A 25,684-nucleotide genomic window follows, 5' to 3' on the forward strand; every position below is an offset into this window, starting at 1 on the left:
CGCTCGGCTGAGGCGGGCGCATACCCGTGGGAGCAGACCCGTGGGAGCAGGCCCGGCGGGCCGGCCCGTCGGGTCTGCCCATCGGGTGGTCACGCTCGGAGCTGCTGGTGGATGGTGCTGGCCAGGGCGGGGCCGACGCCCTTCACCTCGGCGATCTGCTCGGGTGACGCTTCCTTCAGCTTCGAGACCGAGCCGAACTCCTTCAGCAGGGTCTTCACCCGCGCAGGGCCGAGGCCGGGGATCTCGGAGAGCACGCTCGTGATGTCGCGCTTGCGGCGGATGCGCTGGTGGGTGATCGCGAAGCGGTGCGCCTCATCACGGATGCGCTGCAGCAGGAAGAGCGCCTCGCTGCCCCGGGGCAGGATGACGGGGAAGTCGTCGTCGGGCAGCCAGATCTCCTCCAGCCGCTTGGCGAGCCCCGCGAGGAAGATGCCCTGCACGCCGGACTCCTTCAGCGCACGCGCCGCGGCCTGCACCTGCGGCTGCCCGCCGTCGACGATCAGCAGATTCGGCGGGTACGAGAACTTCTTGGTGGCGCTGTCGGATTCGCTGCGCTCCGAGCCCTCCTCGAGGTAGGCCAGGCGCCGGGTGATGACCTGGTAGATCGAGTCGGTGTCGTCGGTGGTCTCGGGGATGGTGAAACGGCGGTACTGGTCTTTGCGGGCCAGGCCGTCTTCGAACACCACCATCGATGCGACCACGTTCGTGCCGCCGAGGTGCGAGACGTCGAAGCACTCCATGCGCAGCGGTGCGTCGGGCATCCCGAGCCCGTTCTGGATGTCGGTGAGTGCCTCTGTGCGCGCCACGAAGTCGCTGCTGCGGCGCATCTTGTAGAGCATCAGCGCGTTCTTGGCGTTGAGGGTCGCGGTCTGCATGAGCGCCGCCTTCTCGCCGCGCTGGGCCGTCTTCAGGGCGACCTTGGAGGTTCCACGACGCTCGGAGAGCCACTGCTCGAGTTCGCGTGCGTCGTCGGGGATGTCGGGCACGATGATTTCACGCGGCGGGACCTGGCCGTCGTAAGCCGTCTGCAGGATGGAGTCGACGAGCTCTGCGGTGGTGAGGTCGAGCTCCTTGTCGACCATCCAGGCGCGCACACCGCGGATGCGGCCGCCGCGCACTATGAACTGCTGCACCGCCGCCGCGAGCTCATCGTGTTCGATGCCGAAGAGGTCGGTGTCGACGCTGTCGGCCAGCACCACGGTGCTCTTCGCCAGTACGGCCTCGAGGGCGCCGAGCTGGTCGCGGAAACGGGCCGCCTTCTCATACTCCTGGGCATCGGAGGCTGCGCGCATCCGCTTGGTCGTCTCGGTGACGAACCGCTTGTCGTGGCCGTTCATGAAGGCGATGAAGTCGTTCACCATCTCGCGGTGCTCGGCGATGGTCACTGTGCCCGAGCAGGGGCCGCCGCAGCGCCCGATCTGGCCGGGGAAGCACGGGCGGCCGCTCGCCATCGCCTTCTTGTAGCTCGAATCGGAGCACGTTCTGATCGGGAAGGCCTTGATCATCAGGTCGATGGTGTCGTGCACCGCCCAGATCTTCGGATACGGGCCGAAGTACTTGGCACCCTTGATCCTGGGGTTTCGTGTCACCATCACCCGGGGTGCCTCATCGGCCAGCGTGATGGCCATGAACGGGTAGGTCTTGTCGTCGCGGAACTTGACGTTGAAGGGCGGGTCGAACTCCTTGATCCAGGTGTATTCGAGCTGCAGGGCCTCGATGTCGGTGCCGACGACGGTCCACTCGACGCTGACAGCCGTGGTGACCATGCGACGGGTTCGCTCGTGCAGGCTGCGGAGCGGCGCGAAGTAGTTGCTCAGCCGGGCACGCAGGTTCTGAGCCTTGCCGACGTAGAGCACGCGCTTGTTGGCGTCGCGAAAACGGTAGACGCCCGGCTGCGTGGGGATCTCCCCCGCCTTCGGACGGTAGCTGACGGTGTCTGTCATGACGCTTTGCGCCGCGTGCCTTCCTCCGCATCGAGGATCTCTTTGAGAAAGAACCCGGTGAAACTCTTCTTGACCTTCGCGAGCTGCTCGGGGGTGCCGGTTGCCAGCACCTTGCCGCCGCCGGAACCGCCCTCGGGCCCGAGGTCGATGAGCCAGTCGGCGCTCTTGATGACGTCGAGGTTGTGCTCGATGACGATGACCGTGTTGCCCTTGTCGACCAGACCGTTCAGCACCAGCAGGAGCTTACGCACATCTTCGAAATGCAGGCCGGTGGTGGGCTCGTCGAGCACGTAGACCGATCGGCCGTTCGAACGCTTCTGCAGTTCGGTCGCGAGCTTGACGCGCTGCGCCTCGCCGCCACTCAGCGTCGTGGCGCTCTGGCCGAGCCGCACGTAACCGAGGCCGACCTCGACGAGCGTCTTCAGGAACCGGTGGATGGCGCCGATCGGCTCGAAGAACTCCGCCGCCTCGGCGATCGGCATCTCGAGCACCTCGGCGATGTTCTTGCCCTTGTAGTGCACGAGCAGGGTGTCGCGGTTGTACCGCGCTCCCCCGCAGACCTCGCAGGCGACATAGACGTCGGGGAGGAAGTTCATCTCGATCTTGATCGTGCCGTCACCCGAGCAGGCCTCGCACCGACCGCCCTTGACGTTGAAGCTGAACCGGCCCGGCTGGTACCCGCGGGTCTTGGCCTCGATGGTTTCGGAGAAGAGGGTGCGGATGCGGTCGAACACCCCGGTGTAGGTCGCCGGGTTGGAGCGGGGTGTGCGACCGATCGGGTTCTGGTCGACGTGCACGACCTTGTCGAGATTCTCGAGGCCGGTGACGCGCTTGTGCTTGCCGGGGAGCTTGCGGGCCCCGTTGAGCTTGTTCGCGAGCACGCGGTACAGGATGTCGTTGACCAGCGACGACTTGCCCGAACCGCTCACCCCGGTGACGGCGATGAAGGTGCCGAGCGGGAACTTGACAGTGACGTTCTTGAGGTTGTTCGCCTCAGCGCCGACGACCACGATCTCGCGCTCGGGGTCGAGTGGTCGACGCCGATCGGGGATGTCGATCGACTTGCGCCCGGAGAGGTAGTCACCGGTGAGACTCTGGGTGTTCTTCAGCAGCCCCTCGTATGAACCGGAGTGCACGACCTTGCCGCCGTTGACGCCGGCGCCCGGACCGATGTCGACCACCCAGTCCGCCGTGCGGATGGTGTCTTCGTCGTGTTCGACCACGATCAGGGTGTTGCCGAGGTTCTTCAGTTTCACGAGCGTCTCGATCAGACGCCTGTTGTCGCGCTGGTGCAGACCGATACTCGGCTCGTCGAGCACGTACAGCACTCCGGTGAGACCCGATCCGATCTGGGTCGCCAGCCGGATGCGCTGGGCCTCGCCGCCGCTGAGGGAGGCGGCCGCGCGGGCGAGATTGAGGTAGTTCAGCCCGACCTGGATGAGGAAGTCGAGCCGCAGGCGGATCTCACGCAGCACCTGCGCGGCGATGTGCGCCTCGCGGTCGGTGAGGGTGAGGGTGTCCATGAAGTCCTGGGCGTCGGAGAGGCTGATGTCGGTGACGTCGGCGATGCTGTGGCCGTTGACGAGAACGGCGAGCACCTCGGGCTTGAGGCGCTTGCCGTTGCAGACCGGGCAGGCCACCTCGCGCAGGTACTCGGCCCAGCGGGCGCGCTGGTTGTCGGTCTCGGCCTGCAGGTACTGGCGCTCGATGTAGGGAACCACGCCCTCGAACCCCGAGGTGTAGCTCATCTCCCGGCCGAACCGGTTCTTCCACTTTACGCGGACCTCGAAGTTGTCGCCCCGCAGCACCGCCTCCTGAACGGTCGTGCTCAGCTCGTTCCACGGGGTGCTCAGCGTGAAGTCGAGGTCGCGCGCCAGGCCCTGCAGTAGTTTGTCGTAGTAGTTGTAGAGGCCCTTGCCCTGGGTCGACCACGGAATGAGCACGCCCTCGTTGATGCTGAGCTCGGGGTCGCCGAGCAGCAGGTCGGCGTCGACCGACATGCGGGTGCCGAGCCCCGAGCACTCGGGGCAGGCGCCGAAGGGAGCATTGAACGAGAACGTGCGTGGCTCGATCTCGGTGAGCTGGATGGGGTGCTGGTTCGGGCAGCTCAGTTTCTCGCTGAACGTCTGCCAGGCGTCGGGCCCCTCTGCATCGACGTAGTTGACCTGCACGATGCCGTCGGTGAGGCGCAGCGCCGTTTCGAGCGAGTCGGTGAGCCGGCTCAGAATGTCGGGGCCGGCGACCAGGCGGTCGACGACGACCGAGATGTCGTGCTTGTACTGCTTCTTCAGCTTCGGCGGCTCCTGCAGCTGGATGGTCTCGCCGTCGACGACCGCGCGGGAGTACCCGCCTGCGGCGAGCTCCTTGAAGAGGTCGACGAACTCGCCCTTCTTCTGTGAGATGACCGGGCTCACGATCTGGTACCGGATGCCCGCCTCGAGTTCGATGAGCTGGTCGGCGATCTGCTGCACCGTCTGGGCGGAGATGACCTCGCCGCAGACAGGGCAGTGCGCGATGCCGATACGGGCCCACAGCAGGCGCATGTAGTCGTAGATCTCGGTGATGGTGCCGACCGTCGACCGGGGGTTTCGGTTCGTCGACTTCTGGTCGATGCTGACCGCTGGGCTCAGACCCTCGATGAAGTCGACGTCGGGACGGTCGACCTGGCCGAGGAACTGGCGGGCGTAGGCACTGAGGCTCTCGACGTAGCGGCGCTGGCCCTCGGCGAAGATCGTGTCGAAGGCGAGACTCGACTTTCCGGAGCCGGAGAGACCGGTGAAGACGACCAGCGAATCGCGCGGAATGTCGAGGTCGACGTTCTGCAGATTGTGCACGCGAGCGCCTCGAACGCTCAGTTTCGAGAGGGGATCTACCTTTGTAATCGACACCCTAGAAGTCTATGGTCTGCCACTGACACTGCCCCCCGCGCCCCCTCTGCGCTCTGCTCGCCGGCTGCGCTCTGGGCTGAATCGGGCGGCCGTGCGTGGCTACGCCCGCCGGCTGCGCTCTCGGATGAACTCGGCTGCGGTGAGAGTGTGCGACCGACCCGGAACCATTTCGGGCCGGAGCCCGTTCAACCACGACCCCGGGTCTGCGCTGAGTGCCCCCGCCAGCGCAACGATGGTCGACAGGCTGGGGTTGGTCTGGCCCCGTTCGATCTTGCCCACGTTCGTCACGTGCATCTCCGCCAGCTCGGCGACGTGCTCCTGGCTGACGCCGAGTTGCAGGCGGGTGGAACGCACGCGGTCGCCGAAGAGACGGGCGGCTTCTGAATGGAGTTCAGGCATACCTCATGAATACTTGCACCAGTGATCTGCTACCAGAGTGCAGAGACATGATGCTTTTGAACCTTACACTCGCCAGACTATCTGAGCGAACGTCATCTTAGCGGCTCAGATGTGGCCTGCCTTCTCCATCTGCCGGAGTTCGTGCTTGAGGTCACCGAGCTCATCGCGGAGGCGCGCGGCCAACTCGAACTTCAGCTCTGCCGCAGCCGTCATCATCTGGTCGTTCAGGTCACCGATGAGACCCTCCAGTTCGTTGGCGCCGGCCGCGGCGATACCCTCGCGCCGCAGGTTCGGCGTGGGGCTCTTCTTGCGGCCGCCCCGCCCCGCCAGCAACTCGGCCGTGTCGGCACCCTCCCGGGCGAGCATCTCGGTGATGTCGTTGATCTTCTTGCGGAGCGGCTGCGGGTCGACACCGCGTTCGAGGTTGTAGGCGACCTGCTTCTCGCGGCGACGGGTGGTCTCCTCGATCGCGCGTGCCATCGAATCCGTCATCACGTCGGCGTACATGTGAACCTGGCCCGAGACGTTTCGAGCGGCCCGCCCGATGGTCTGGATGAGGGAGGTCGACGACCGCAGGAACCCCTCCTTGTCGGCATCCAGGATGGCCACCAGGGACACCTCGGGCAGGTCGAGCCCTTCGCGCAGCAGGTTGATGCCGACCAGCACGTCGTAGACGCCGGCGCGCAGCTCGGTCAGCAGTTCGACCCGGCGCAGGGTGTCGACATCCGAGTGCAGGTAGCGCACCCGCACACCGTGCTCCCCCATGAAGTCGGTCAGCTCCTCGGCCATCTTCTTCGTGAGCGTCGTCACCAGGATGCGCTCGTCTTTGGCCACCCGTATGCGGATCTCCTCGAGCAGGTCGTCGATCTGTCCCTTCGAGGGCTTCACGATGATCTCGGGGTCGATGAGGCCGGTGGGCCGAATGATCTGTTCCACCACCCCGTCGGCGATGCCCATCTCGTACTTGCCCGGCGTGGCCGACAGGTAGACCTTCTGGCCGACGCGGTCATTGAACTCGTTCCACCGCAGCGGACGGTTGTCGAGCGCGCTCGGCAGCCGGAACCCGTGCTCGACGAGCGTGCGCTTGCGCGAGGAGTCACCCTCGTACATCGCGCCGATCTGCGGAACGGTCACGTGGGACTCGTCGATCACGACCAGGAAGTCGTCGGGGAAGTAATCGAGCAGGCAGTGCGGCGCCTCGCCGGGGTTGCGACCGTCGATGTGCCGGGAGTAGTTCTCGATGCCCGAGGTGAACCCGATCTGCTGCATCATCTCGAGGTCGAAGGTGGTGCGCATACGCAGGCGCTGTGCCTCGAGCAGTTTGCCCTCACGCTCGAGCTGCTTGAGCCTGTCGGTCAGCTCCTCCTGGATGGTGCCGATCGCGCGGTGCATGACGTCGTTGTCGGCGACGTAGTGCGAGCCCGGGAAGACGGAGATCGAATCCATCTTGCGCACGATGTCGCCGGTGAGCGGGTGCAGCGTGTAGAGCGCCTCGATCTCGTCGCCGAACATCTCGATGCGGATGGCGAGCTCTTCGTACATCGGGATGATCTCGATGGTGTCGCCGCGCACCCGGAAGTTGCCGCGCGAGAAGTCGATGTCGTTGCGCTGGTACTGCATGGAGATGAACTTGCGGATGAGCCAGTCTCGGTCGAGCTTCATGCCCACCTGCAGGGCCATCATGGCGTTCATGTACTGCTCGGGCTGCCCCAGGCCGTAGATGCACGAGACGGTCGACACCACGACCACGTCGCGCCGGCTGAGGAGCGAGTTCGTCGTCGAGTGCCGCAGCCGCTCGACCTCGGCGTTCACCGAACTGTCTTTCTCGATGAACGTGTCGGTCTGCGGAACGTACGCCTCGGGCTGGTAGTAGTCGTAGTACGAGACGAAGTACTCGACCGCGTTCTTCGGCATCAGTTCGCGGAACTCGTTCGCCAGCTGCGCCGCGAGGGTCTTGTTGTGCGCGAGCACCAGTGTCGGCCGCTGCACCGCTTCGATGAGCCAGGCCGTCGTCGCGGACTTACCCGTTCCGGTCGCCCCGAGCAGCACGACGTCGGTTTCGCCGGCGTTGATGCGGGCCGTCAACTCGGCGATCGCGGTGGGCTGGTCGCCGCTGGGAGTGTAGTCGCTGATGACTTCGAAGGGGCGAACAGAGCGGGTGGGTTCCATGTCTTCAAGTTTATGGAGAGCCACTGACACTGGCTCCCTTCGGGTGCTGATTGCGCAGTGCGAGAAAGCCCTAAAGTGATAGCCATGCGCATAGGAATCCTGACCAGCGGTGGAGACTGCCCCGGCCTCAACGCGGTCATCCGCGGAATCGTGCTGAAGGGGACCGAGCTCAACGACCAGGAGTTCGTCGGTTTCAAGGGCGGCTGGCGCGGGGTCGTCAACTCCGACCTGGTCGAGCTCGGTCGCGCGAACGTCCGCGGTATCGCCAAGGAGGGCGGCACCATCCTCGGCACCTCCCGCACGAACCCGTTCGAGGGCGACGGCGGTCCCGACCGCATCCTCGCGAACATGCAGCGTGAGGGCATCGACGCCATCATCGCCATCGGTGGCGAGGGCACCCTGGCGGCTGCGAAACGCCTCACGGATGCCGGGCTCCAGATCGTCGGAGTGCCGAAGACCATCGACAACGACCTCGACGCGACCGACTACACGTTCGGCTTCGACACCGCCGTGCAGATCGCGACCGACGCCATGGACAGGCTCCGCACCACCGGGGACTCCCACAGCCGCTGCATGGTCGCCGAGGTCATGGGCCGGCACGTCGGCTGGATCGCCCTGCACTCGGGCATGGCCGCAGGGGCCCACGCCATCCTCATCCCCGAGCAGAAGACCACGACGGACGAGGTGCGCGGCTGGGTCGAGAGTGCCAACGCCCGCGGGCGCGCTCCACTCGTCGTCGTCGCCGAGGGCTTCATCCCCGGATCGGCGGATGACGCGCACTCCGAACGCGGACTCGATGCGTTCGGCCGCCCCCGCCTCGGCGGTATCGGCGAACGACTCGCCCCGATGATCGAGGAGATGACGGGTATCGAGACCCGCGCCACCACTCTCGGCCACATCCAGCGCGGCGGCGTGCCCAGCGCCTTCGACCGCGTTCTGGCCACCCGGCTCGGCATGGCTGCGAGCGACGCTGTGCAGACCGAGTCGTGGGGCCAGATGGTCGCCCTGCGCGGCACCGAGATCGTGAACGTCGGCTTCGAAGAGGCGCTCGGCAAGCTCAAGACCGTACCCCAGTCGCGCTACGACGAGGCCGCCCAGCTCTTCGGTTAGTCGGTTCCGGATGCCGCTGCGGCCTCCGCTGCGGTCCCGGGCAGGGCCGTGAGGGTCGTCCAGAGCTCTCCGACCTGGTCGAGGGTCTGCCCGAGTGTGCCGTTGGAGTCGATCACCACATCGGCGATGGCCAGGCGTTCGGCTTCGGAGGCCTGCGACGCTATTCTGCTGCGGGCATCCGCTTCGGTCATACCCCGGATCTCGACCAGCCGCCTGACACGGGTCTCCTCCGCGGCGCTGACCACGATGGCGAGCTCGAAGTCGTACGGGCGCCTGCTCGCCTCGAGGAGGAGGGGCACGTCGTAGACCACGATCGCGTCGGGGTCGGCAGCCTCGGCGGCAGCGATGCGCTCGAGACCCAGCTGGTGGACGGCCGGGTGCGTGATGTCGTTCAGCTTCTGCAGGTTCTGCGGCTGCCCGAAGACACGGCTGCCGAGAGCGGGGCGGTCGAGAGAGCCGTCGGGCTGCAGAACCTCCTGGCCGAACGCCTCTGCGATGTGGCGGAGGGCATCCGTTCCCGGTTCGACGACCTCGCGGGCGAGCCGGTCGGCGTCGATGATGACGGCTCCGAGTTCGGCGAGGCGGGCGGCGACGGTGGATTTTCCGGAGGCGATACCCCCGGTGAGGGCTACGAGATGCACCTGCTCATGGTACCGAGGCCGCGGGAGCTGCCGGGCATCCGGAGCCTGCTGTAACGGCGAATGGCCGCCCTCCCGGGGGAGGACGGCCATCCGTATGAGGCGTGGTGCAGTGGTGCTAGTTCGAGCTGAGCTTCTCGCGGAGGGCCGCGAGGGTCTCGTCGTCGGCGAGGGTACCCGCGCCGGCCGACTCGCTCGAGAACGTGGAACCGGCGGAGGCGGTCGAAGCGCCCTCGGTGATCTCCTCGTTCGAGGTCGCGACCTGCTTCTTGTGGGCCTCCCAGCGAGCCTGGGCTGCAGCGTAGTCCTGCTCCCACTTCTCGCGCTGGGTCTCGAAGCCCTCGCGCCACTCGTTGGTCTCCGGGTCGAACCCTTCGGGGTACTTGTAGTTGCCCTGGTCGTCGTACTCGGTGAGCATTCCGTACAGTGCCGGGTCGAACTCGGTACCTTCGGGGTCGACACCCTCGTTGGCCTGCTTGAGGCTCAGCGAGATGCGGCGACGCTCGAGGTCGATGTCGATGACCTTGACGAAGACGTCGTCACCGACCGAGACGACCTGCTCGGCGAGCTCGACGTGCTTGCCCGACAGCTCAGAGATGTGCACGAGGCCCTCGATGCCCTCTGCGACGCGAACGAACGCACCGAAGGGGACGAGCTTGGTGACCTTGCCGGGCGCAACCTGGCCGATGGCGTGGGTGCGGGCGAAGACCTGCCACGGGTCTTCCTGCGTCGCCTTGAGCGACAGGGAGACGCGCTCGCGCTCGAGGTCGACCTCGAGGATCTCGACGGTGACCTCCTGGCCCACCTCGACGACCTCTGAGGCGTGCTCGATGTGCTTCCACGAGAGCTCGGAGACGTGAACCAGACCGTCGACGCCGCCGAGGTCGACGAACGCACCGAAGTTGACGATCGACGAGACGACGCCCTTGCGGACCTGGCCCTTCTGGAGGTTGTTCAGGAACGTGGTGCGGCTCTCCGACTGCGTCTGCTCGAGCAGCGCGCGGCGGCTCAGAACGACGTTGTTGCGGTTCTTGTCGAGCTCGAGGATCTTCGCTTCGATCTCCTGGCCGAGGTACGGCGTGAGGTCACGAACGCGGCGCAGCTCGATGAGCGAGGCCGGCAGGAAGCCACGGAGGCCGATGTCGACGATGAGGCCACCCTTGACGACCTCGATGACCGAACCGGTGACAACACCGTCGGCATCTTTGATCTTCTCGACGTCGCCCCATGCACGCTCGTACTGAGCGCGCTTCTTCGACAGGATGAGACGGCCTTCTTTGTCTTCCTTCTGGAGGACCAGGGCCTCGACCAGGTCGCCGACCTGGACGACCTCTGTCGGGTCTACATCGTGCTTGATAGAGAGTTCGCGGGAGGGAATGACGCCCTCGGTCTTGTAACCGACATCGAGGAGGACCTCGTCGCGGTCAATCTTTACAACGGTGCCTTCGATGAGGTCTCCGTCGTTGAAGAACTTCAGTGTCTTCTCGACCGCGGCAAGGAAGTCTTCGGCAGACCCGATGTCGTTGACGGCGACCTGCTTGGGTGCCCTGTCGGTCGTTGTGATTGTCATGTAGTAGTAGCTCCAGTATGGACATGTATCAGGCAGCGCAGCAGGGTGCTCGGTCAGGATCGAGGGAGGATCTTCGCCGCGCGGCGAATGGGTTGTCGACGCAAATTGCGCCATGTAATCTTAGCCCCGCGAAATGGGCTGCGGCAACCACGCCTCAGCGCCGACGACTCCGGGCCGTCAGCACAGAGCAGCTACCCACTGCTCATCGATCAGCGATGCCTCCCGGGCCCACTGAACGGGGCCTCCGGTCGATGGCCAGCACCAGGTGGCATGCTGCGATCGGGATGTCAGCCGCTCGGCCAGGGACCGACCCGCGGACGCGACGGCCTTCCCACGTTTCGAAGCCTCGGGAGTCAGATACCGCATCAAGTTCTCGTATTCCGCGACGCTCCGCAGACACTGCTTCTCCTCTTGGTCTGTATCCCTGCGGGACAGTAGGCAAAACGAGGGCGGCGTCCCTTCCTTCAGGGCTGCGATGAGCCGATCGTGGCCGTCGAGGATGACATAGGAAAGGAGCCCGCTCACCCACCAGAGCAGCACAGGAGGCAGAACGTTTTCGCGGGCGAGGCGCCGAAAGGCCCTGACCCGAGCGGAATCGACCGGCGAGAACGACCTGAGCGGCACAATCGACGCGTCGTCGGACGATGCCATCCGATGGAGAACTCCTGTCTGGGCGTCGGATGCTCGCCGGTTGGCAGCCCTACCGTCAGCTGGGCAATGCGGTGCGCTGAGATCCGGTCCGACACCGAACGATCGACAAACCAGGCACCATCATGCAGTACCCATTGGCCGTCGTGGACGGGACTCGTCGTGCTCTCCATCAAGTGACTCCGGAACCTGTGCATCCAACGCGCGGAGGACGATCTCCCCCCACTTGGTTCCACAGTGCGCCGGGCCACGTCTGCCGTGATCGGAGGCATCACCCCCGGGCTTGAGCTCCCAGCCACCAATACTCTCGCACCATAATGGCCCGACTCTAGGAAGCAGAACGCCAACGGCCGTCCCACCGCGGACATGGTGATTCTGTGCGCATCGGCATACGTGACGATCAGCGAGGGACGAGGCGTCCCCGAAACCTGGAAGCAAGATCGATGTGTCAGCGGCATCCTGTGAAGCTGACAGTGCTGGTTAGTTGACTCAAGCTCACCTCCGTTGTTCAGCGCTGCATCGCGGAGACGAGAGTGTCGAGGCGCACTCCCCCGAGGTCGAGCGCGCGACGGTGGAACTCCCGGATGTCGAACGCGGAACCCTGGCGGGCGCGCTGGTCGTCGCGCAGCTGCTCCCAGATGCGCTGCCCCACCTTGTAGGAGGGCGCCTGCCCCGGCCAGCCGAGGTAGCGGTTCACCTCGAAGCGGATGAAGCCGTCGTTCATGTTGACGTTCTCCCGCAGGAATTCGAGGGCGTACTCCGCATCCCAGACGCCGGTGCCGTCAAGGCGCGGCTTGCCGAGGTGCACGCCGATGTCGAGCACGACGCGGGCCGCGCGCATGCGCTGGCCGTCGAGCATCCCGAGCCGGTCGGCGGGGTCGTCGAGGTAGCCGAGCTCCTCCATCAGTCGTTCGGCGTAGAGCGCCCAACCCTCGGCGTGGCCCGAGGTGCCGGCGAGCTGGCGGCGCCACGTGTTGAGCTTCGAGCGGTTGTAGACGGCCTGGCCGATCTGCAAGTGGTGGCCGGGGACGCCCTCGTGGTAGACCGTGGTCAGCTCGCGCCAGGTGTCGAACTCGGTGACGCCCGTGGGTACCGACCACCACATGCGCCCGGGCCGGGAGAAGTCGTCGGTGGGACCGGTGTAGTAGATGCCGCCCTCGTCGGTGGGCGCGATCATGCACTCGATGGTCTTGATCTCGTCGGGAATGTCGAACTGGCTCGCCGACAGCTCCTCGACGGCACGGTTCGAGGTCTCCTGCATCCACCGCTGCAGCGCGGCCGTGCCGAAGAGCTTGTGCGCCGGATCGGCGTCGAGGTGCGCAATCGCCTCGCGGACGGATGCCCCGGGGAGGATCTCGCGGGCGATCGACTCCTGCTCGCCCACCATGCGGGCCAGCTCGGCGACGCCCCACTCGTAGGTCTCGTCGAGGTCGACCGTCGCCCCGAGGAATTTGCGCGACTCGAGGGCGTAGAGCTCGCGGCCCACCCCGTCGACCTCCGACGCCGCGGGCATCAGCTCGTCGGCGAGGAAGGATGCCAGACGTTCGTAGGCTGCAGACGCGACCCCTGCGCCCGCACGAAGCTGCTTCGAGAGTGCGTCGGCAAGATCATCCGGAGAACGGACCAGCTCACCGAAGAACCCGGTCTCGCCCACGTTCTTCTCCGCCTGCAGCAGCACCTCGTGAACCTGGCGACGGGCCGGCACGACACCCTCGCGGATACCCTGCCGCAGGGTCTCGATGTAGCCGTCGATCGCGGTGCCCACGCCGGCCAGACGCAGGCCGACGACCTCCCAGTCGTCGACGGTTTCGGTGGGCATGAGGTCGTAGACCTCACGGATCTGCTGCGAGGGCGACTCGATGACGTTCAGGTCGCGCAGGTGCAGCCGTGCGTCTGAGCTCTCGAGCATGAGGCGCAGTTCGCTGCGGAGGTCGGTGCGGGTGACCGCGTCCACCTCGTCTGCCGGGGTGGCTGCGTCGAGGTCGGCCAGGGTGCTCCGCACCGCGGCGACATAGCTCTCGTGCCCCGCGGGTGAATAGTCGCCATAGCGGTCGTTCGCCTCGTTGCGGCCGATGTAGGTGCCGACGGCCGGTTCCAGGTCGACGAGGGTGTCAACCCAGCGTTCGGCGATGCGGTCGACGGCTGTCGGGGTGCGGGGTACGTCTTCAGACGTGGAACTGGTCATCCACTCAGACTATGCCCGCCCCCCGACACGCGCCGAAGAGGGTCAGTGCGGGTGTGAGGCGGGCTTCGGATGACCGGGGATCGAGTCTCCGCTGAGGTTCAGTTCTGACGGGTCGACCTCGATGTCGCCGACGTCGTCGGGACCGCCGGTGCCGGGCAGCACCTCGACGTCGGAGACGTTCGTGTCGTCGTCGATGGCGTCGCTGGCGGTGACGGGTTCGTTCTGCAGGATCTCGGTGTCTGCTTCGCTTCCGGGCATGTCTTTTTCGTTTGTCATACTCCGACGCTACGCACGGCACCGGTGTATTGCCATCATCGGGCAGCATGTCGCGGATGGCTTGACAAGCGGTTGTAGCGCTTTCCCCACCGGCGGATACTGCTGGAATGGCTGAACACGATGACTCGGGCGACAGGGCGACGCTCAGAGATTTTCACTCCGTTGTGAACATGACGGCGTCGCAACTGGAGAAATGGTTGCAGACCGAGGATTCGAAAGCCGTGGGCCAGAAGAAGGACTCGAATGAGTCGGTCGGGCACCGGAGTGGGCGTCACATCATCACGCTGCTGCACAAGAAGCAGGCCGAGTTCACCGCGGCCGACTACGAACACATGGAGAAGGTGGTGGGCTACGTGCACCGCCATCTGAAGCAGCGGCCCGACGGCGATATCACCGACACCCGCTGGAGATTCTCCCTCATGAACTGGGGCCACGATCCGCTGAAATAAGGGGATGTCAGGGGTCTCTGGCACTGTCTGAATCAGCTCTGCGCGCTGCTTCCGACGGCTCTCGGATGTCGGGTTCGAACGCTTTCGAGCGGTTGACTTATTCGAACATATGTTCGAATATTGGGGGGTGTCCGAACCCGCTGTTCTCCTCGCCGATGCCGCCCCCGCGGCTCCTTCGGTGCGCGATCTGCAGGAGCGCATCCGGCAGATGCAGACGACGAAGCTCGAGACCCGCAGCCTACAGACGTCACCTGCACTCGCGCCCCTGCTGCCCGGCGGAGCGCTGAAGGCGGGCTCCGCCTATTCGGTCGAGGGCTCCAACGCCCTGGTGATGGCCCTGATGGCCGGCCCCTCGGCGGCCGGGGCCTGGTGCGGGGTGGTCGGCCTGCCCGACTTCGGGGCGGAGGCGGCCAGCCGGTCGGGGGTCGACCTCGAACGGCTGGTGTTCGTGCCGCACCCAGGCGACCAGTGGCTGACGGTCGTCTCGGCCATCATCGACGTGGTGACGGTGGTGGTCACCGTGGCTCCCCCGCGGCTCGGCGACGCTCTCGCCGCCCGGCTCGCGGCACGCATCCGCCAGCGAGAGGCGACGCTGATCGTGCTGGGGGGCTGGCCGCAGAGCGACGCGACACTGCGCATCACCGAGAGCACGTGGGGTGGCATCGGTGAGGGCCACGGGCATCTCGCGAGCCGCCAGGTGACGGTGAACGCCGTGGGCAAGGGTTTCATGGGCCAGAAGCGCTCGGCGCGGCTCTGGCTGCCCGACGCGTCGGAGCAGGTGCGGGCGGTGGAGCCTGCGGCTGTGCCTGGTGCCGTGCCTGCTGCTGTGGTCGCGCCGGTGCGGGTGCCTCGCGGTTGGGGCGCGGGACGCGTCTTCGCCGACGCCCAAGAACTGGCGGGCTGACGATGACCCTCATCGAGAACACCGCGGTGCGGCACAGCCAGGCCACCCGCACGATGGTGCTCTGGTGCCCCGACTGGCCGGTGCGCGCGCTGGCGCAGTTCGAGGGCATCCCCGTCGAGGAACGCATCGCCCTCGTCGAACACGGGGTGGTCTTCGCCTGCTCCGCCTCCGCGCGGGCGGAGGGCGTGCGGCGGGGCCAGCGCATCCGCGAGGCGCAGGCGGCCTGCGTCGACCTGATGGCGTTCGACTACGACCCTGCGCTCGACTACCGGAGCTTCGAGCCCGTCGCCCTGGCCGTCGAGGAGCTGATGCCCGGGGTGCAGCTGCTGCGGCCCGGAATGTGCGCGCTGGCGGCCAGGGGCCCCGCTCGCTACTACGGTGGTGAGAGGGCGGCGGCAGGGGTGCTGCTCACCGCACTGGTGGGGCTGGGCGTGGAAGATGCCCGCATCACCGTCGCCGACGGCCGGTTCGCCGCAGAACAGCTCGCCCGCATGCCCGGTGAGACCGGCATCCGCATCGTCGAAGCCGGAGGTTCGCCGCAGTTCCTCGCCGATCATCCCATCGAAGCCGTCGGCGACTCGAACCTGTCGATGCTGCTGCGTCGGCTCGGGCTGACCACGCTCGGCTCGTTCGCCGCCCTCGACTTCCGAGACGTGCGTGCCCGCTTCGGCGAGACAGGTGTCTACGCCCACACGCTCGCCAGCGGTAGAGACGTGCGGCGGGTGGTTCCTCGTCTGCCCCCGCAGCTGCGCGACATCGAGGTGGCCTTCGAACCGCCGCTCGATCGTGTCGACCAGATCACCTTCGCCTTTCGAACGGCGGCGGAACGGTTCGTCGACGAACTCACCAGTGCGCTTCTGGTCTGCACGAGCATCCGGGTCGAACTGCACACCGACAATGGGCTGGTACACGATCGCGGGTGGGGGCATCCGCGGTGGTTCAGTGCGAACGATGTGCTCGACCGCATCCGCTGGCAGGTGCAGGGGCGCACGGGTGCCGGCGCAGGAGCGCTCACCTCGGCGATCTCACGGGTGCGCGTGCTCCCTGAGGGGCTCGACTCGATCGGCAACTACGAGACAGGGCTCTGGGGCAGCACGCCCGACGACCGCATCCACCATGGGTTGTCGCGGGTGCAGAGCCTGCTCGGCCACGGCGCGGTCATGACGGCGGTCATCGCCGGCGGGCGAGGCGTCGTGGAGCGACAGGTGATGATCCCGTGGGGTGATCCACGCGGCGGGGCCGGTGACGAGCATCCGTGGCCCGGCAGCATCCCCTTGCCGGCACCATCGACGGTGTTCGAGAAGCCGCGGGCCGTGACGGTGCAGGGTCACGATGGCGGGCCGGTCGACGTGACCGACCGCGGGTCGCTGACGTGCGTGCCGGCGCTGTTCGCGGTGAGTGATGCGGGTGCGGGTGTGGGTCGTGTTGCGGGCGCGGGCGGCATGGGTGGTGGTGCGGCGCACGGCGGCGGCGCGGGCGGGGGTCTCGCGGCGGTGGAGAGACAGCAACCCATTGCCGCGTGGGCGGGCCCCTGGCCGGTGTACGAGCGCTGGTGGGACCAGGCCGTCGCGCGGTCGTTCCACCGCTTCCAAGTGGTCGATGCCTCGGGTACGGCGTGGCTGCTCGCGCTGCACGAGCACGGCTGGTGGGCGGAGGCCCGCTATGACTGAGGGCACCTTGCCGGTGCGGCCAACCGCGCTCCCGGCATCCGGGCGGCGAGTCGCGCCCATCACCGCGCCCACTGCCGCGCTACCCACTTCACCCGCGGCAGAGGAGCGCTGATGGGGTTCAACAATCCGCCGATTCCGTGGTCGGAGTTGGAGCGACGGCTCTCTGACATGCGGCGTCCGGGCGACGATCCGAGCAAAGACGGCGGCGACGGGCCGGCGTACTCCCGCAAGCGGATGCCGTATGTTCCGCCGACCCTGCCGCCGAAGGCGGAGCTGCAGCTCGACGACGGCCCGCTCGTCGGGTACGCCGAACTGCACGCCCACTCGAACTTCAGCTTTCTCGACGGCGCATCCTCACCCGAAGAGCTGCTGGAAGAGGCCGCCCGGCTCCGGATGCACGGCCTCGCTCTCACCGACCACGACGGTTTCTACGGGGTCGTGCACCTGGCCGAGGCGGCAGAGGCCTACCCGAGCGTCTCCACCATCTTCGGCACCGAACTCTCCCTCGGCCTCAGCAAACCGCAGAACGGCATGGCCGACCCCGAAGGCAGCCACCTCGTCATCCTGGCGCGCAAGCAAGAGGGGTACCACCGACTCTCCGGTGCGATCACGACAGGCCAGCTTGCGGTGAAGGCGGAGAAGGGGCGCCCGCTCTACAACCTCGAACAGCTCGCCGACCAGGCGCGGGGCGGCAGCGGTGCCGACGGGAGTGAGGCGGTCGGCGGGTGGCACGGAACCGACAGCGGGGGTCGGGGCGGTCGTGGTCGGGGCGGTGGTCGCGATGTGGCTGGCGTGGGGGGTGCCGATCCGGCTGGGGGCAGCGCCTTCGGCGACGGCTCCGGCGAGTCCGCCTGGATGGTGCTCACGGGCTGCCGTAAAGGGATGGTGCGCCAGGCCCTCGCCGCAGAGGGGCTGCCCGGCGCCTCCCGCGAGCTCGACCGGCTGGTTGCGCTCTTCGGTCGCGACAACGTGCTCGTCGAGCTGTACGACCACGGCAACCCGCTCGACAGTGATGCCAACGACGCCCTCTACGAGCTCGCCCTGAAGCACCGGGTGAGTACAGTCGCGACCGGCAACGTGCACTACGCCACTCCACGGCAGTTCCCCCTCGGGCAGGCCCTCGCCGCCGTTCGGGCCAGGCGCAGCCTCGACGATCTCGAAGGGTGGTTGCCGGCATCCGCAGGTTCGCACCTGCGTTCGGGGGCCGAGATGGCGGCCCGCTTCGCGCGCTACCCGGGAGCGGTCGAACGAACGGTCGAAGTGGCCGACGACCTTTCGTTCCAACTGCGTACGGCCAAGCCACGACTTCCCCGGCAGGAGGTTCCGGCGGGGCACACCCCGATGACCTGGCTGAGAAAACTGGTTGACGATGCCATACCGACCCATTACCCGAACGCCTCCGATGCCGTTCTGAAGCGCATCCAGAGCGAACTCGCGGTGATCGAGCAGAAGGACTTCCCCGGCTACTTCCTGATCGTGCACGACATCGTGCACGAGGCACGGCGGCTGGGCATCCTGTGCCAGGGGCGTGGATCGGCCGCGAACTCGGCGGTCTGCTTCATCCTCGACATCACAGCTGTCGATTCGATCTTCTACAAGCTGCCGTTCGAACGGTTTCTGTCGAGTATGCGTGACGAAGAACCTGATATCGATGTGGATTTCGATTCGGGTCGACGGGAGGAGGTCATCCAGTACGTCTACAGGAAGTACGGGCGCCGAAACGCCGCCCAGGTCGCGAACGTCATCACCTACCGGCCGAAGTTCGCCGTGCGCGACATGGCCAAGGCGCTCGGGCACAGCCCCGGGCAGCAGGATGCCTGGTCGAAACAGATCGAGCGGTGGGGTTCGAAGGTTGCGAGCGAGGAGCATGACATCCCCGCCGACGTGATCGATCTCGCGGAGCAGGTGCTGCGGTTTCCGAGGCACCTGGGTATCCATTCGGGAGGGATGGTGCTCACTGATCGGCCCGTCGGAGAGGTCTGCCCCATCGAGAACGGCCGAATGGATGGTCGCACCGTTCTGCAGTGGGACAAGGACGACTGCGCGTGGATGGGCCTGGTCAAGTTCGACCTGCTGGGGCTCGGCATGCTCTCTGCCCTGCAGCACTCCCTCGACCTGGTTTGCGAGCACCTCGGAGAAGAGTGGAGCCTGCAGAGCATTCCCAAAGAGGAGCAGGGTGTGTACGACATGCTTTGCAGGGCCGACTCGATCGGTGTCTTCCAGGTCGAGAGTCGGGCGCAGATGGGTACGCTGCCGAGGCTCCAGCCGCGCAAGTTCTACGATCTCGTCGTCGAGATCGCACTCATCAGGCCCGGGCCGATCCAGGGTGGGGCCGTGCATCCGTACATCCGGCGCAAGCTCAAGCAGGAGCCGGTCACCTATCTGCACCCGCTGCTCGAGGAGCCGCTCGAGCGCACCCTCGGGGTACCGCTCTTCCAGGAGCAGCTGATGCAGGTCGCCCAGGCGGTGGGCAACTGTACGCCCGAAGACGCCGATCTGCTGCGCCGGGCGATGGGGTCCAAGCGCGGCATCGAGAAGATCTCGTCGCTGAAGGAAAAGCTCTTCGCGGGCATGGCATCGAACGGCATCGCACCCGACGTGGCCGAGCAGATCTACCAGAAGATCGAGGCGTTCGCGAGTTTCGGCTTCGCTGAGAGCCACTCGAACAGCTTCGCGCTGCTGGTCTATGCGAGTTCGTGGTTCAAACTGCACTATCCGGCGGCGTTCCTCGCGTCACTGCTGCGCGCCCAGCCGATGGGGTTCTACTCGCCGCAGACGCTGGTGGCGGATGCCCGGCGGCACGGTGTCGTGGTGCACCGCCCCGACATCCAGCGGTCGGGTGTGCAGGCGGGCCTCGAGCCGAGCGCCGGCGGTGCGGGTGGTGCGGGCGCGGGCGGTGCGGGCAGCGCGGGCGGTGCGGGTGCGGGCGGTGCGGGCAGCGCGGGCGCGGGCGGTGCGGGTGCGGGCGGTGCGGGTGCGGGCAGCGAGGGTTCGGGTGGGGGCGACGGCGCGGTGGGTGTCACGGCGGCAACGGGAATGGAGCAGTGCCTGCACACGGCGGGGCACCTGCCCAGTGAGAAGTTCGACCGGTCGGTTCCGGCCGACTACGCCGAGCATCGGCGTGACGGCAACCTCGATGTGCGCCTGGGGCTCGACGAGATCACGTCCATCGGCAAGAAGGTGGCCGAGCAGATCGTCGCTGAACGCGACCGGGGCGGCCTGTACATCGACATGGCCGACGTTGCCAGACGCAACGACCTCAACACCGCGCAGATGGAGGCACTGGCCTCGGCCGGCGCGTTCACCAGCCTCAACCTCACCCGGCGCGAGGCGCTGTGGGAGGCCGGAAACGCTGCACAGGATCGACCCGAGTTTCTGCAGGGCACCCACGTCAGCGTGCAACCTCCGCTGTTGCCCATGCTCAGCCCCACCGAGCAGGTGGTCTACGACCTGTGGAGCACGGGTATCTCCCCCGACGATCACCCCGTGGCGCATTCGCGCGACTGGCTCGATGAGCGGGGAGCGCTGTCGATCGCGGGGGTACAGACGTGCGAGAACGGTCGGCGTATCGAGGTGGGTGGCGTGGTGACGCACCGGCAGCGCCCCGCGACGGCGAGTGGTATCACGTTCGTGAACCTCGAGGATGAGACGGGCATCCTGAACGTGATCTGCAGCGTGGGGGTATGGACCCGCTACCGCCGTGTGGCGCGGGAGGCTCCGGCGATGGTGGTGCGCGGCATCCTGGAGCGCACCGACGACGGCATCATCAACCTGGTCGCCGACCGCATCGAACTCCTGCCGCTCGGCGCACCCACCCGCTCCCGCGACTTCCGTTGACCTGCCCGTCCCGCTCGCGCTGTCCCGCCCGTCACAGCCGCGGCTGCACCGCCACCCGGCAGGTGTGGCAATCGTGACATGTAACGGGAGCCCCCGTAGAGCGGGTCGCCGTGATCATCAGTGCGAGAGTAAAACCACGTCGCGATCGCGCGAGTGAGCCGCCTGCTCGGTCCACGAACATGGGCGACGTCGAGATTCTCGACGCCTGCTGCACCAGGACGTCGGCTGCAGCCGAAGTGAGATGCGTGTGCGTGACTGGGGATTCGACGTCGCCGAACGGCAAGGCGCTCACGGTGGTGAACGACCGGAGCCGGAGTGAGTGCAGCCACTCCATGGACACCTCGCCGGGCATCGCTCGACCTAGCACCGCTTCCATCCCAGCGAACGCACGCATCATCGACGCTTAAGGCCGGTAGCCAGCCGAGGCTTACACCTGCCGTCCCCTTCGTGGTTGACTCGAGCCGTGGAATCAACCGCGCCGGTACCAGCCAAAAACCTGGAGCTCGCCCAACACCGTGCTGAACACCTCGTCCAGCACGGCGCCACCGTTACCGGCCTTTCGCTTCAAGCTTTCGTTGTCGGTTCTTCCTTCCTGTGGACGCTCCTAGCTGCACCTTCCGCTTTTCATCCGCAGAGCCTTGTCTGGTTTTTGCTCGCAGCAATAGGGTTCGTGATCGCCGTCATCTATTGGGCTAGGGGACGACGCCGACACGAACTGCTCCCCAACATCACCGCGGACGCTGAACGCCCGTTCGCTGTCCTGACCAAACGACAACGGGCCACTATCACCAGACAGATGCGGGGTAAAGAAGAGACGACACCGTCCACGGCGCCGCTCGTTCGGGCGATGCTGCTGTGGCAGCGACGTTCAACACGGATCGTGCTACCAACCCTCATCGGAATGGGCATTGGGCTCATCGGACTAGGCGGATCGACGACTCGCACACTGGGCGGTTGGTCCTTCGCGCTTCAAGCATTCGAACTTGTCACCGTGCTCTTCGTCACCATCCTCAGCCTCAGGGAAGCGCGCCGATGTAACCGTGTACTCACCGAAATCGGCACCGACTGGAGCGACGAAACCACCGTCCGCTGACAAGTCAGATCCACCTCAGAGATGGTCCGCCACGCGGTGTGACGATTTCGTTTCTTCAGTGCGCTTATCTGGATTGGATACAGCTGGCTCGAGGCCCGCTCCCCCACCGGCGCGGTTCTGCCTCTGTGGCCAGATACGTCATCGCGCCCAGGGGTCGTAATCGGCCAGCAGCGGCTCCTGGGCCGGGCGGATGCCTTCCGGAACGTGCTGCAGATTCACCCGCACACGGTACCAGAGTGAACTCGAGCCCCTCATGCCGTCGATCAGCACATCGGCCGGATGAAGGGCGGCAGCGGCATCGGGATGCCCGGCGCACCACTGCTCGTACAATTTCGTCGCCTCGCTCTTCGTCTTGGTGCGGGCGACCTCGATGAGCGGCATCGTCGACGATCGGCGACCTGACCCGTCGGGGCCCCGGGGCGGCTTCTCAGACGGACCGAGCTCCGCAGCGAGGCGGAGCAGACCCTCGAGCGACCCGGCCGCCTCATCGATTCCGCGGTGCGGGTCGCCGATATCGGCGAAGCGCTCCAGCACGGTGGCCACGGTGAACTGCTCGGGCTTCAGTGCGCGCACCTCGCTCCATTCGACCGGGGTCGAGACCCGGGCATCCGGGAGCGAACGGATGGAATAAGCCGAGGCAACGGTGCGATCCTTCGCGTTCTGGTTGAAGTCGACGAACACGCTTTCGCCTCGCTCCTCCTTCCACCACTTGGCCGTAGCCAGCCCCGGGGCGCGGTTCTCCACCTCTCGCGCAAGCGATTCCGCAGCGAGCCGCAGCTCCGCGAAGCTCCACTCGGGGCGGATGCGGACGAGAATGTGGAGGCCTCGCGACCCGCTCGTCTTCGGCCAGCCCACCAGCTCATAGTCGGCCAGCACCTCCTGGGCGATGTAGGCCACGTCGACGATCTGCGACCAGTCGACACCGGGCATCGGGTCGAGGTCGACGCGCAACTCATCGGGGTGGTCGAGGTCTTCGGCGCGTACCGGATGCGGGTTGAGATCGAGGCAGCCGAGGTTCGCCACCCACGCCAAGCCGGCCGCGGAGCGCACGACTGTCTCCTCGGCCGACGTGCCGCGGGTGTAGTGCAGGGTCGCCGTGTCAATGTAGGGCGGGTGGTTCTCAGGCACCCGCTTCTGGAAAAAGGCCTCCTCGTCGATGCCCTTCACGAACCGCTTCAGCACCATCGGCCGGCCGCCGGCCCCGCGCAGGGCGCCCTCGGCGACGGCCACGTAGTAGTTCACGATGTCGAGCTTCGTGAGCCCAACCTCAGGGAAGACCACGCGGTCAGGGCTGGTGACGCGCACCTTTTCGCCACCGATCTCGACCACGGCGGCTGGCGTCTTCGCTGCACTCATGCTGAAACGCTACCGCCGGGCGGTGTGGGGGCGGAAGCGGGTAGCAGTCGAGGCCGCAGATCACCGGTTCGCGTCGCCGCGGCCGGCTGTGTCATCGGCGCCGTGTGCCACGGCTCTCAGGTGCTCCCGCGGGACTCGCCGAAGGTGGCCGCATGACCTCCTGGAGGGCCGTCGCCCCCGCGACCGACGCTCAAACTCGAATCGACCCCGCAAAGGGTCACTGATTCGGTACGCGGCCTACCCTCGGCTGCCTGGGCGCGTACGGCGCAACTGATGATCGATCGTTCTTTGCGAACTGGACCAATGCGGCCAGGACTGGGAGCTGCGTTGTTGTGTCCCATATGCTGAGCGAAGCAGTCATGGCGTCCGAGTCTGGCTGGCGAGGAGCGCCCGTGCCCGAACAACGCCTTCACCCCGCTCCCCCAATCCCTCCCCGAGGAGCCCTCAAGACCGTAGCGACCGTCATGGATCTAGTGACGTCCTACCCGCTCGCAGCCCGCACCCGCGGCGGGCTGACGCAGGCTCCAGCGTTTTCGCAGCTGGTCGAGATCGACTACGTCACGTCGTCACCAACCGATCCGGGTTACTCCCCTGTAGTAGCCGTTCTCACGCTGAACCACTCGAACGGACCCGGTGAACTTCTTCGGCAGGCGGAAAGCCTCAGGGCCGCTGGCAACCGCATCGCTCTCGCAAACGTCGGCGAGTCTCCTGCCTCGGTCGCCGTTCTTCCGTTGCTGCAACCAGACCTTATTCAGATCAATCTCCCGGCGCTTCAACGCCAACCCGACTTCCAGTCGTCGCAGACCTACAACGCGCTCAGCGGCTACGCCGAAGAACTCCCTGCTGTCGTACTCGCCAGCGGAGTCACCACTGAAGACGATCGTCTGCTCGCCGCCGCGTTCGGCGCTACCCTCGGCGAAGGCACCTACTTCTCATCACTGGCTGACGCTCAAGAACCGGCCGGCATCCGTTTCGCCGCCGAACCGCGGACAACCGCGCCGCAAACGACACCGTTCCTGATCGCCGCCCGCCGCGGCCAGGTCGCAACAGCGAGCCGAACCCAGCTCCTGAAGACGAGCCATATCCTGGAGACCTGTGCGTTCGACTGCGACGAGGCGACGGTCGTGATGTCCACGTTCCAGAAGAGCACGAACCTCACCCCGAACACGATCGAGCTGTACTCGGCTCTGGCCCGTAACCTCAGCTACGTCTTCGCCTTCACCCACCCCGTGGACATCTCCGAAACGAGCCTTCAGGAGATCCCCGATCTGCGCATTCACACCTTCGCCCGCCACGATCCGCTCTCCCTCGAATGGGACCTCATCATTGTGAACGCCCGATACCAAGTCCTGCTCGCCGCGCGGGAGAACCCTGAATCAACCGACGAAGCGACGGAGTTCGACTTCGTTGTCACCCACGACCGGCCCACCATCTTGTCCGCGGCGCAATCGCTCACGTCCTACCTCTGACCAGTTCGCGCAAAGCTACGTCTGCAAAGCACCCGTCTGGTCGCCCGCGCTGGTTTCAGAGGCGGCCTAGAAATGCTAGCGAGGCGCAAGCCGGCAGACCCCGGTGGTGAGTGATGCTGTACTCAACTGAACCCCCGAGTCTGCGGCACCTGGGCCCGGCAACTTCCCGTGCTCAACAGGGGGGCGCGCTCGAACCGAGCGTGACGCCCGGCTCTCTGGGTACCTCAATTTCGACGCTCTGAACGTGAGTCGCTTTCGGATGCGCCTCAGATTTGGCCTGCCAATGTGTTCAACGGTTTTTCGACGACTTGGCTTGCATACCGATACACCCTGATTTCCGCACTCAATTTTCCGCCCACGCAGTCAACGGTTGCGTGGCACTTCCACTCGCCAGCAATCGTTTGGCTTCCCTCGGATGTGATCGTCGTGACCCCTGATACGTCCCACTCGCCAACCGTCGGCGTTTGGCGATCGAGCTCGAGCAGGCTGATTTCGCCGACAGTGATCGTACTCGGGATGGCTTCGCCTGCCCTTATCGATACCTCGGCACAAGCGTTGACGATACGACTGTTCGGACCCTCCCACTGCACCTCGACACCATTCACGGTGTTCGTGCAGCCAGCCATCACCACTCCTATACCCAGCAGAACGCAAGCCGCCACGGTTCGTCTTCGCAACCGACCCTCGCCAGTCACCGTCTCGGCGGCGTTCCTCCGACCTCTGTGCATGTGGACAGTTTAGAAAGAGCCATCGCTAACAAACAGGCCACACTGCCCATGCAGCGGCGCTGAAGCGCGACCGCGATGCCGAACGGACATGAAATCGGGCATCCCCGCCATATACGTGTGCGCATCTGCAGAATCGTGTCGATCTGCGAGTGCGGTGGCGGCTGCGGGGGGTCGCACCGTCGCGGGCGAGCCACCTTGTACCGTGATTTAGGTGGCGAATGGGGCCGAGTCCAAATACACGATGGAGGCGGTACGTGCCTGAGTCACCGCAGATCCACTGAGGGTCGGAGCGAGCACCCGCGCACACCGTGCCGTGCTGAAGAGGGTCGGGCTCCCCGGCGGCGTCACGGCA

Annotated in this window: 17 protein-coding genes; 7 read left to right on the forward strand and 10 right to left on the reverse strand. The window is 66.3% G+C overall.

Translation table 11 applies throughout. The features are described 5' to 3' along the window. Positions 1-89 precede the first annotated feature (89 nt). The 4 genes from uvrC to uvrB all read right to left on the reverse strand — a co-directional run bounded on the left by uvrC (position 90) and on the right by uvrB (position 7,399). A complete protein-coding gene (uvrC, locus tag B7R24_RS07740; RefSeq protein WP_116418372.1) occupies positions 90-1,943 on the reverse strand; it encodes an excinuclease ABC subunit UvrC in 1,854 nt (617 codons plus the stop codon). Then, a complete protein-coding gene (gene uvrA / locus B7R24_RS07745; protein WP_116418373.1) occupies positions 1,940-4,831 on the reverse strand; it encodes an excinuclease ABC subunit UvrA in 2,892 nt (963 codons plus the stop codon). Before uvrA ends, uvrC begins: the two co-directional genes overlap by 4 nt. A 99-nt stretch (positions 4,832-4,930) precedes the next feature. Further along, positions 4,931-5,230 carry a helix-turn-helix domain-containing protein gene (locus B7R24_RS07750; protein WP_116418374.1) on the reverse strand — a complete coding sequence of 100 codons (300 nt, stop codon included), beginning with the start codon at positions 5,228-5,230 and terminating at the stop codon, positions 4,931-4,933. Positions 5,231-5,335: 105 nt separating this feature from the next. Further along, positions 5,336-7,399, reverse strand: a complete 2,064-nt coding sequence (gene uvrB / locus B7R24_RS07755) for an excinuclease ABC subunit UvrB (RefSeq protein WP_116418375.1) — start codon at positions 7,397-7,399, stop codon at positions 5,336-5,338. An 84-nt stretch (positions 7,400-7,483) separates the two neighbouring features. On the opposite strand from uvrB, the gene B7R24_RS07760 reads away from it, so the two are divergent. Further along, the gene (locus B7R24_RS07760; protein ID WP_116418376.1) at positions 7,484-8,509 is read left to right on the forward strand and encodes an ATP-dependent 6-phosphofructokinase; all 1,026 of its coding nucleotides are present in this window, start codon (positions 7,484-7,486) and stop codon (positions 8,507-8,509) included. Here B7R24_RS07760 and coaE read toward each other — a convergent pair. The 4 genes from coaE to B7R24_RS07785 all read right to left on the reverse strand — a co-directional run bounded on the left by coaE (position 8,506) and on the right by B7R24_RS07785 (position 13,826). Further along, positions 8,506-9,150, reverse strand: coding sequence for a dephospho-CoA kinase (coaE, locus tag B7R24_RS07765; protein ID WP_116418377.1), 645 nt, complete (start codon positions 9,148-9,150; stop codon positions 8,506-8,508). The two genes, B7R24_RS07760 and coaE, sit on opposite strands and share 4 nt — an antisense overlap. A gap of 115 nt (positions 9,151-9,265) precedes the next feature. Next, on the reverse strand, positions 9,266-10,717 hold the full coding sequence (gene rpsA / locus B7R24_RS07770) for a 30S ribosomal protein S1 (protein ID WP_116418378.1): 1,452 nt from the start codon (positions 10,715-10,717) through the stop codon (positions 9,266-9,268). Between the two features lie 1,156 nt (positions 10,718-11,873). Beyond that, entirely contained in the window at positions 11,874-13,550 is a 1,677-nt protein-coding gene (locus tag B7R24_RS07780; protein WP_116418380.1) for a DUF885 domain-containing protein, read from the reverse strand. A gap of 42 nt (positions 13,551-13,592) precedes the next feature. Then, positions 13,593-13,826 (reverse strand): hypothetical protein, encoded by a 234-nt coding sequence (locus B7R24_RS07785; protein ID WP_116418381.1) that lies wholly within the window; start codon positions 13,824-13,826, stop codon positions 13,593-13,595. Between the two features lie 107 nt (positions 13,827-13,933). Here B7R24_RS07785 and B7R24_RS07790 point away from each other — a divergent pair, with 107 nt between their 5' ends. The 5 genes from B7R24_RS07790 (at position 13,934) to B7R24_RS17310 (ending at position 21,779) form a co-directional block, all read left to right on the forward strand. Next, positions 13,934-14,275: a DUF3140 domain-containing protein gene (locus B7R24_RS07790; RefSeq protein WP_116418382.1), complete on the forward strand. Its 342-nt coding sequence runs from the start codon at positions 13,934-13,936 to the stop codon at positions 14,273-14,275. Positions 14,276-14,402: 127 nt separating this feature from the next. After that, positions 14,403-15,179 (forward strand): hypothetical protein, encoded by a 777-nt coding sequence (locus B7R24_RS07795; RefSeq protein ID WP_253259328.1) that lies wholly within the window; start codon positions 14,403-14,405, stop codon positions 15,177-15,179. A 2-nt stretch (positions 15,180-15,181) separates the two neighbouring features. Continuing rightward, positions 15,182-16,849, forward strand: a complete 1,668-nt coding sequence (locus B7R24_RS07800; RefSeq protein ID WP_116418383.1) for a DNA polymerase Y family protein — start codon at positions 15,182-15,184, stop codon at positions 16,847-16,849. A gap of 111 nt (positions 16,850-16,960) precedes the next feature. Then, on the forward strand, positions 16,961-20,686 hold the full coding sequence (locus tag B7R24_RS07805) for an error-prone DNA polymerase (protein WP_116418384.1): 3,726 nt from the start codon (positions 16,961-16,963) through the stop codon (positions 20,684-20,686). Positions 20,687-21,149: 463 nt separating this feature from the next. Continuing rightward, a complete protein-coding gene (locus tag B7R24_RS17310; protein WP_147303997.1) occupies positions 21,150-21,779 on the forward strand; it encodes a hypothetical protein in 630 nt (209 codons plus the stop codon). Positions 21,780-21,917: 138 nt separating this feature from the next. Here B7R24_RS17310 and B7R24_RS07820 read toward each other — a convergent pair whose 3' ends face one another. Continuing rightward, on the reverse strand, positions 21,918-23,135 hold the full coding sequence (locus B7R24_RS07820; protein ID WP_116418387.1) for a DNA polymerase domain-containing protein: 1,218 nt from the start codon (positions 23,133-23,135) through the stop codon (positions 21,918-21,920). A gap of 464 nt (positions 23,136-23,599) precedes the next feature. Here B7R24_RS07820 and B7R24_RS07825 point away from each other — a divergent pair, with 464 nt between their 5' ends. Continuing rightward, a complete protein-coding gene (locus B7R24_RS07825; RefSeq protein ID WP_172582745.1) occupies positions 23,600-24,604 on the forward strand; it encodes an EAL domain-containing protein in 1,005 nt (334 codons plus the stop codon). Positions 24,605-24,870: 266 nt separating this feature from the next. Here the strand turns inward: B7R24_RS07825 and B7R24_RS07830 are convergent, their stop codons facing one another. After that, entirely contained in the window at positions 24,871-25,230 is a 360-nt protein-coding gene (locus B7R24_RS07830) for a hypothetical protein (protein ID WP_147303998.1), read from the reverse strand. Positions 25,231-25,684 lie beyond the last annotated feature (454 nt).

Source organism: Subtercola boreus (assembly GCF_003399645.1).
Taxonomy (GTDB): Bacteria; Actinomycetota; Actinomycetes; order Actinomycetales; family Microbacteriaceae; genus Subtercola; species Subtercola boreus_A.

Bases quoted from the DNA above. Each gene is read 5' to 3' on its own strand.
- B7R24_RS07780 (WP_116418380.1), bottom strand. From the start codon at position 13,550: ATGACCAGTTCCACGTCTGAAGACGTACCCCGCACCCCGACAGCCGTC.
- B7R24_RS07800 (WP_116418383.1), top strand. From the start codon at position 15,182: ATGACCCTCATCGAGAACACCGCGGTGCGGCACAGCCAGGCCACCCGC.
- B7R24_RS07825 (WP_172582745.1), top strand. From the start codon at position 23,600: ATGGATCTAGTGACGTCCTACCCGCTCGCAGCCCGCACCCGCGGCGGG.
- B7R24_RS07760 (WP_116418376.1), top strand. From the start codon at position 7,484: ATGCGCATAGGAATCCTGACCAGCGGTGGAGACTGCCCCGGCCTCAAC.
- B7R24_RS07820 (WP_116418387.1), bottom strand. From the start codon at position 23,135: ATGAGTGCAGCGAAGACGCCAGCCGCCGTGGTCGAGATCGGTGGCGAA.
- rpsA (WP_116418378.1), bottom strand. From the start codon at position 10,717: ATGACAATCACAACGACCGACAGGGCACCCAAGCAGGTCGCCGTCAAC.
- B7R24_RS07805 (WP_116418384.1), top strand. From the start codon at position 16,961: ATGGGGTTCAACAATCCGCCGATTCCGTGGTCGGAGTTGGAGCGACGG.
- B7R24_RS07785 (WP_116418381.1), bottom strand. From the start codon at position 13,826: ATGACAAACGAAAAAGACATGCCCGGAAGCGAAGCAGACACCGAGATC.
- B7R24_RS07750 (WP_116418374.1), bottom strand. From the start codon at position 5,230: ATGCCTGAACTCCATTCAGAAGCCGCCCGTCTCTTCGGCGACCGCGTG.
- B7R24_RS07790 (WP_116418382.1), top strand. From the start codon at position 13,934: ATGGCTGAACACGATGACTCGGGCGACAGGGCGACGCTCAGAGATTTT.
- uvrB (WP_116418375.1), bottom strand. From the start codon at position 7,399: ATGGAACCCACCCGCTCTGTTCGCCCCTTCGAAGTCATCAGCGACTAC.
- B7R24_RS07830 (WP_147303998.1), bottom strand. From the start codon at position 25,230: ATGGCTGGCTGCACGAACACCGTGAATGGTGTCGAGGTGCAGTGGGAG.
- uvrC (WP_116418372.1), bottom strand. From the start codon at position 1,943: ATGACAGACACCGTCAGCTACCGTCCGAAGGCGGGGGAGATCCCCACG.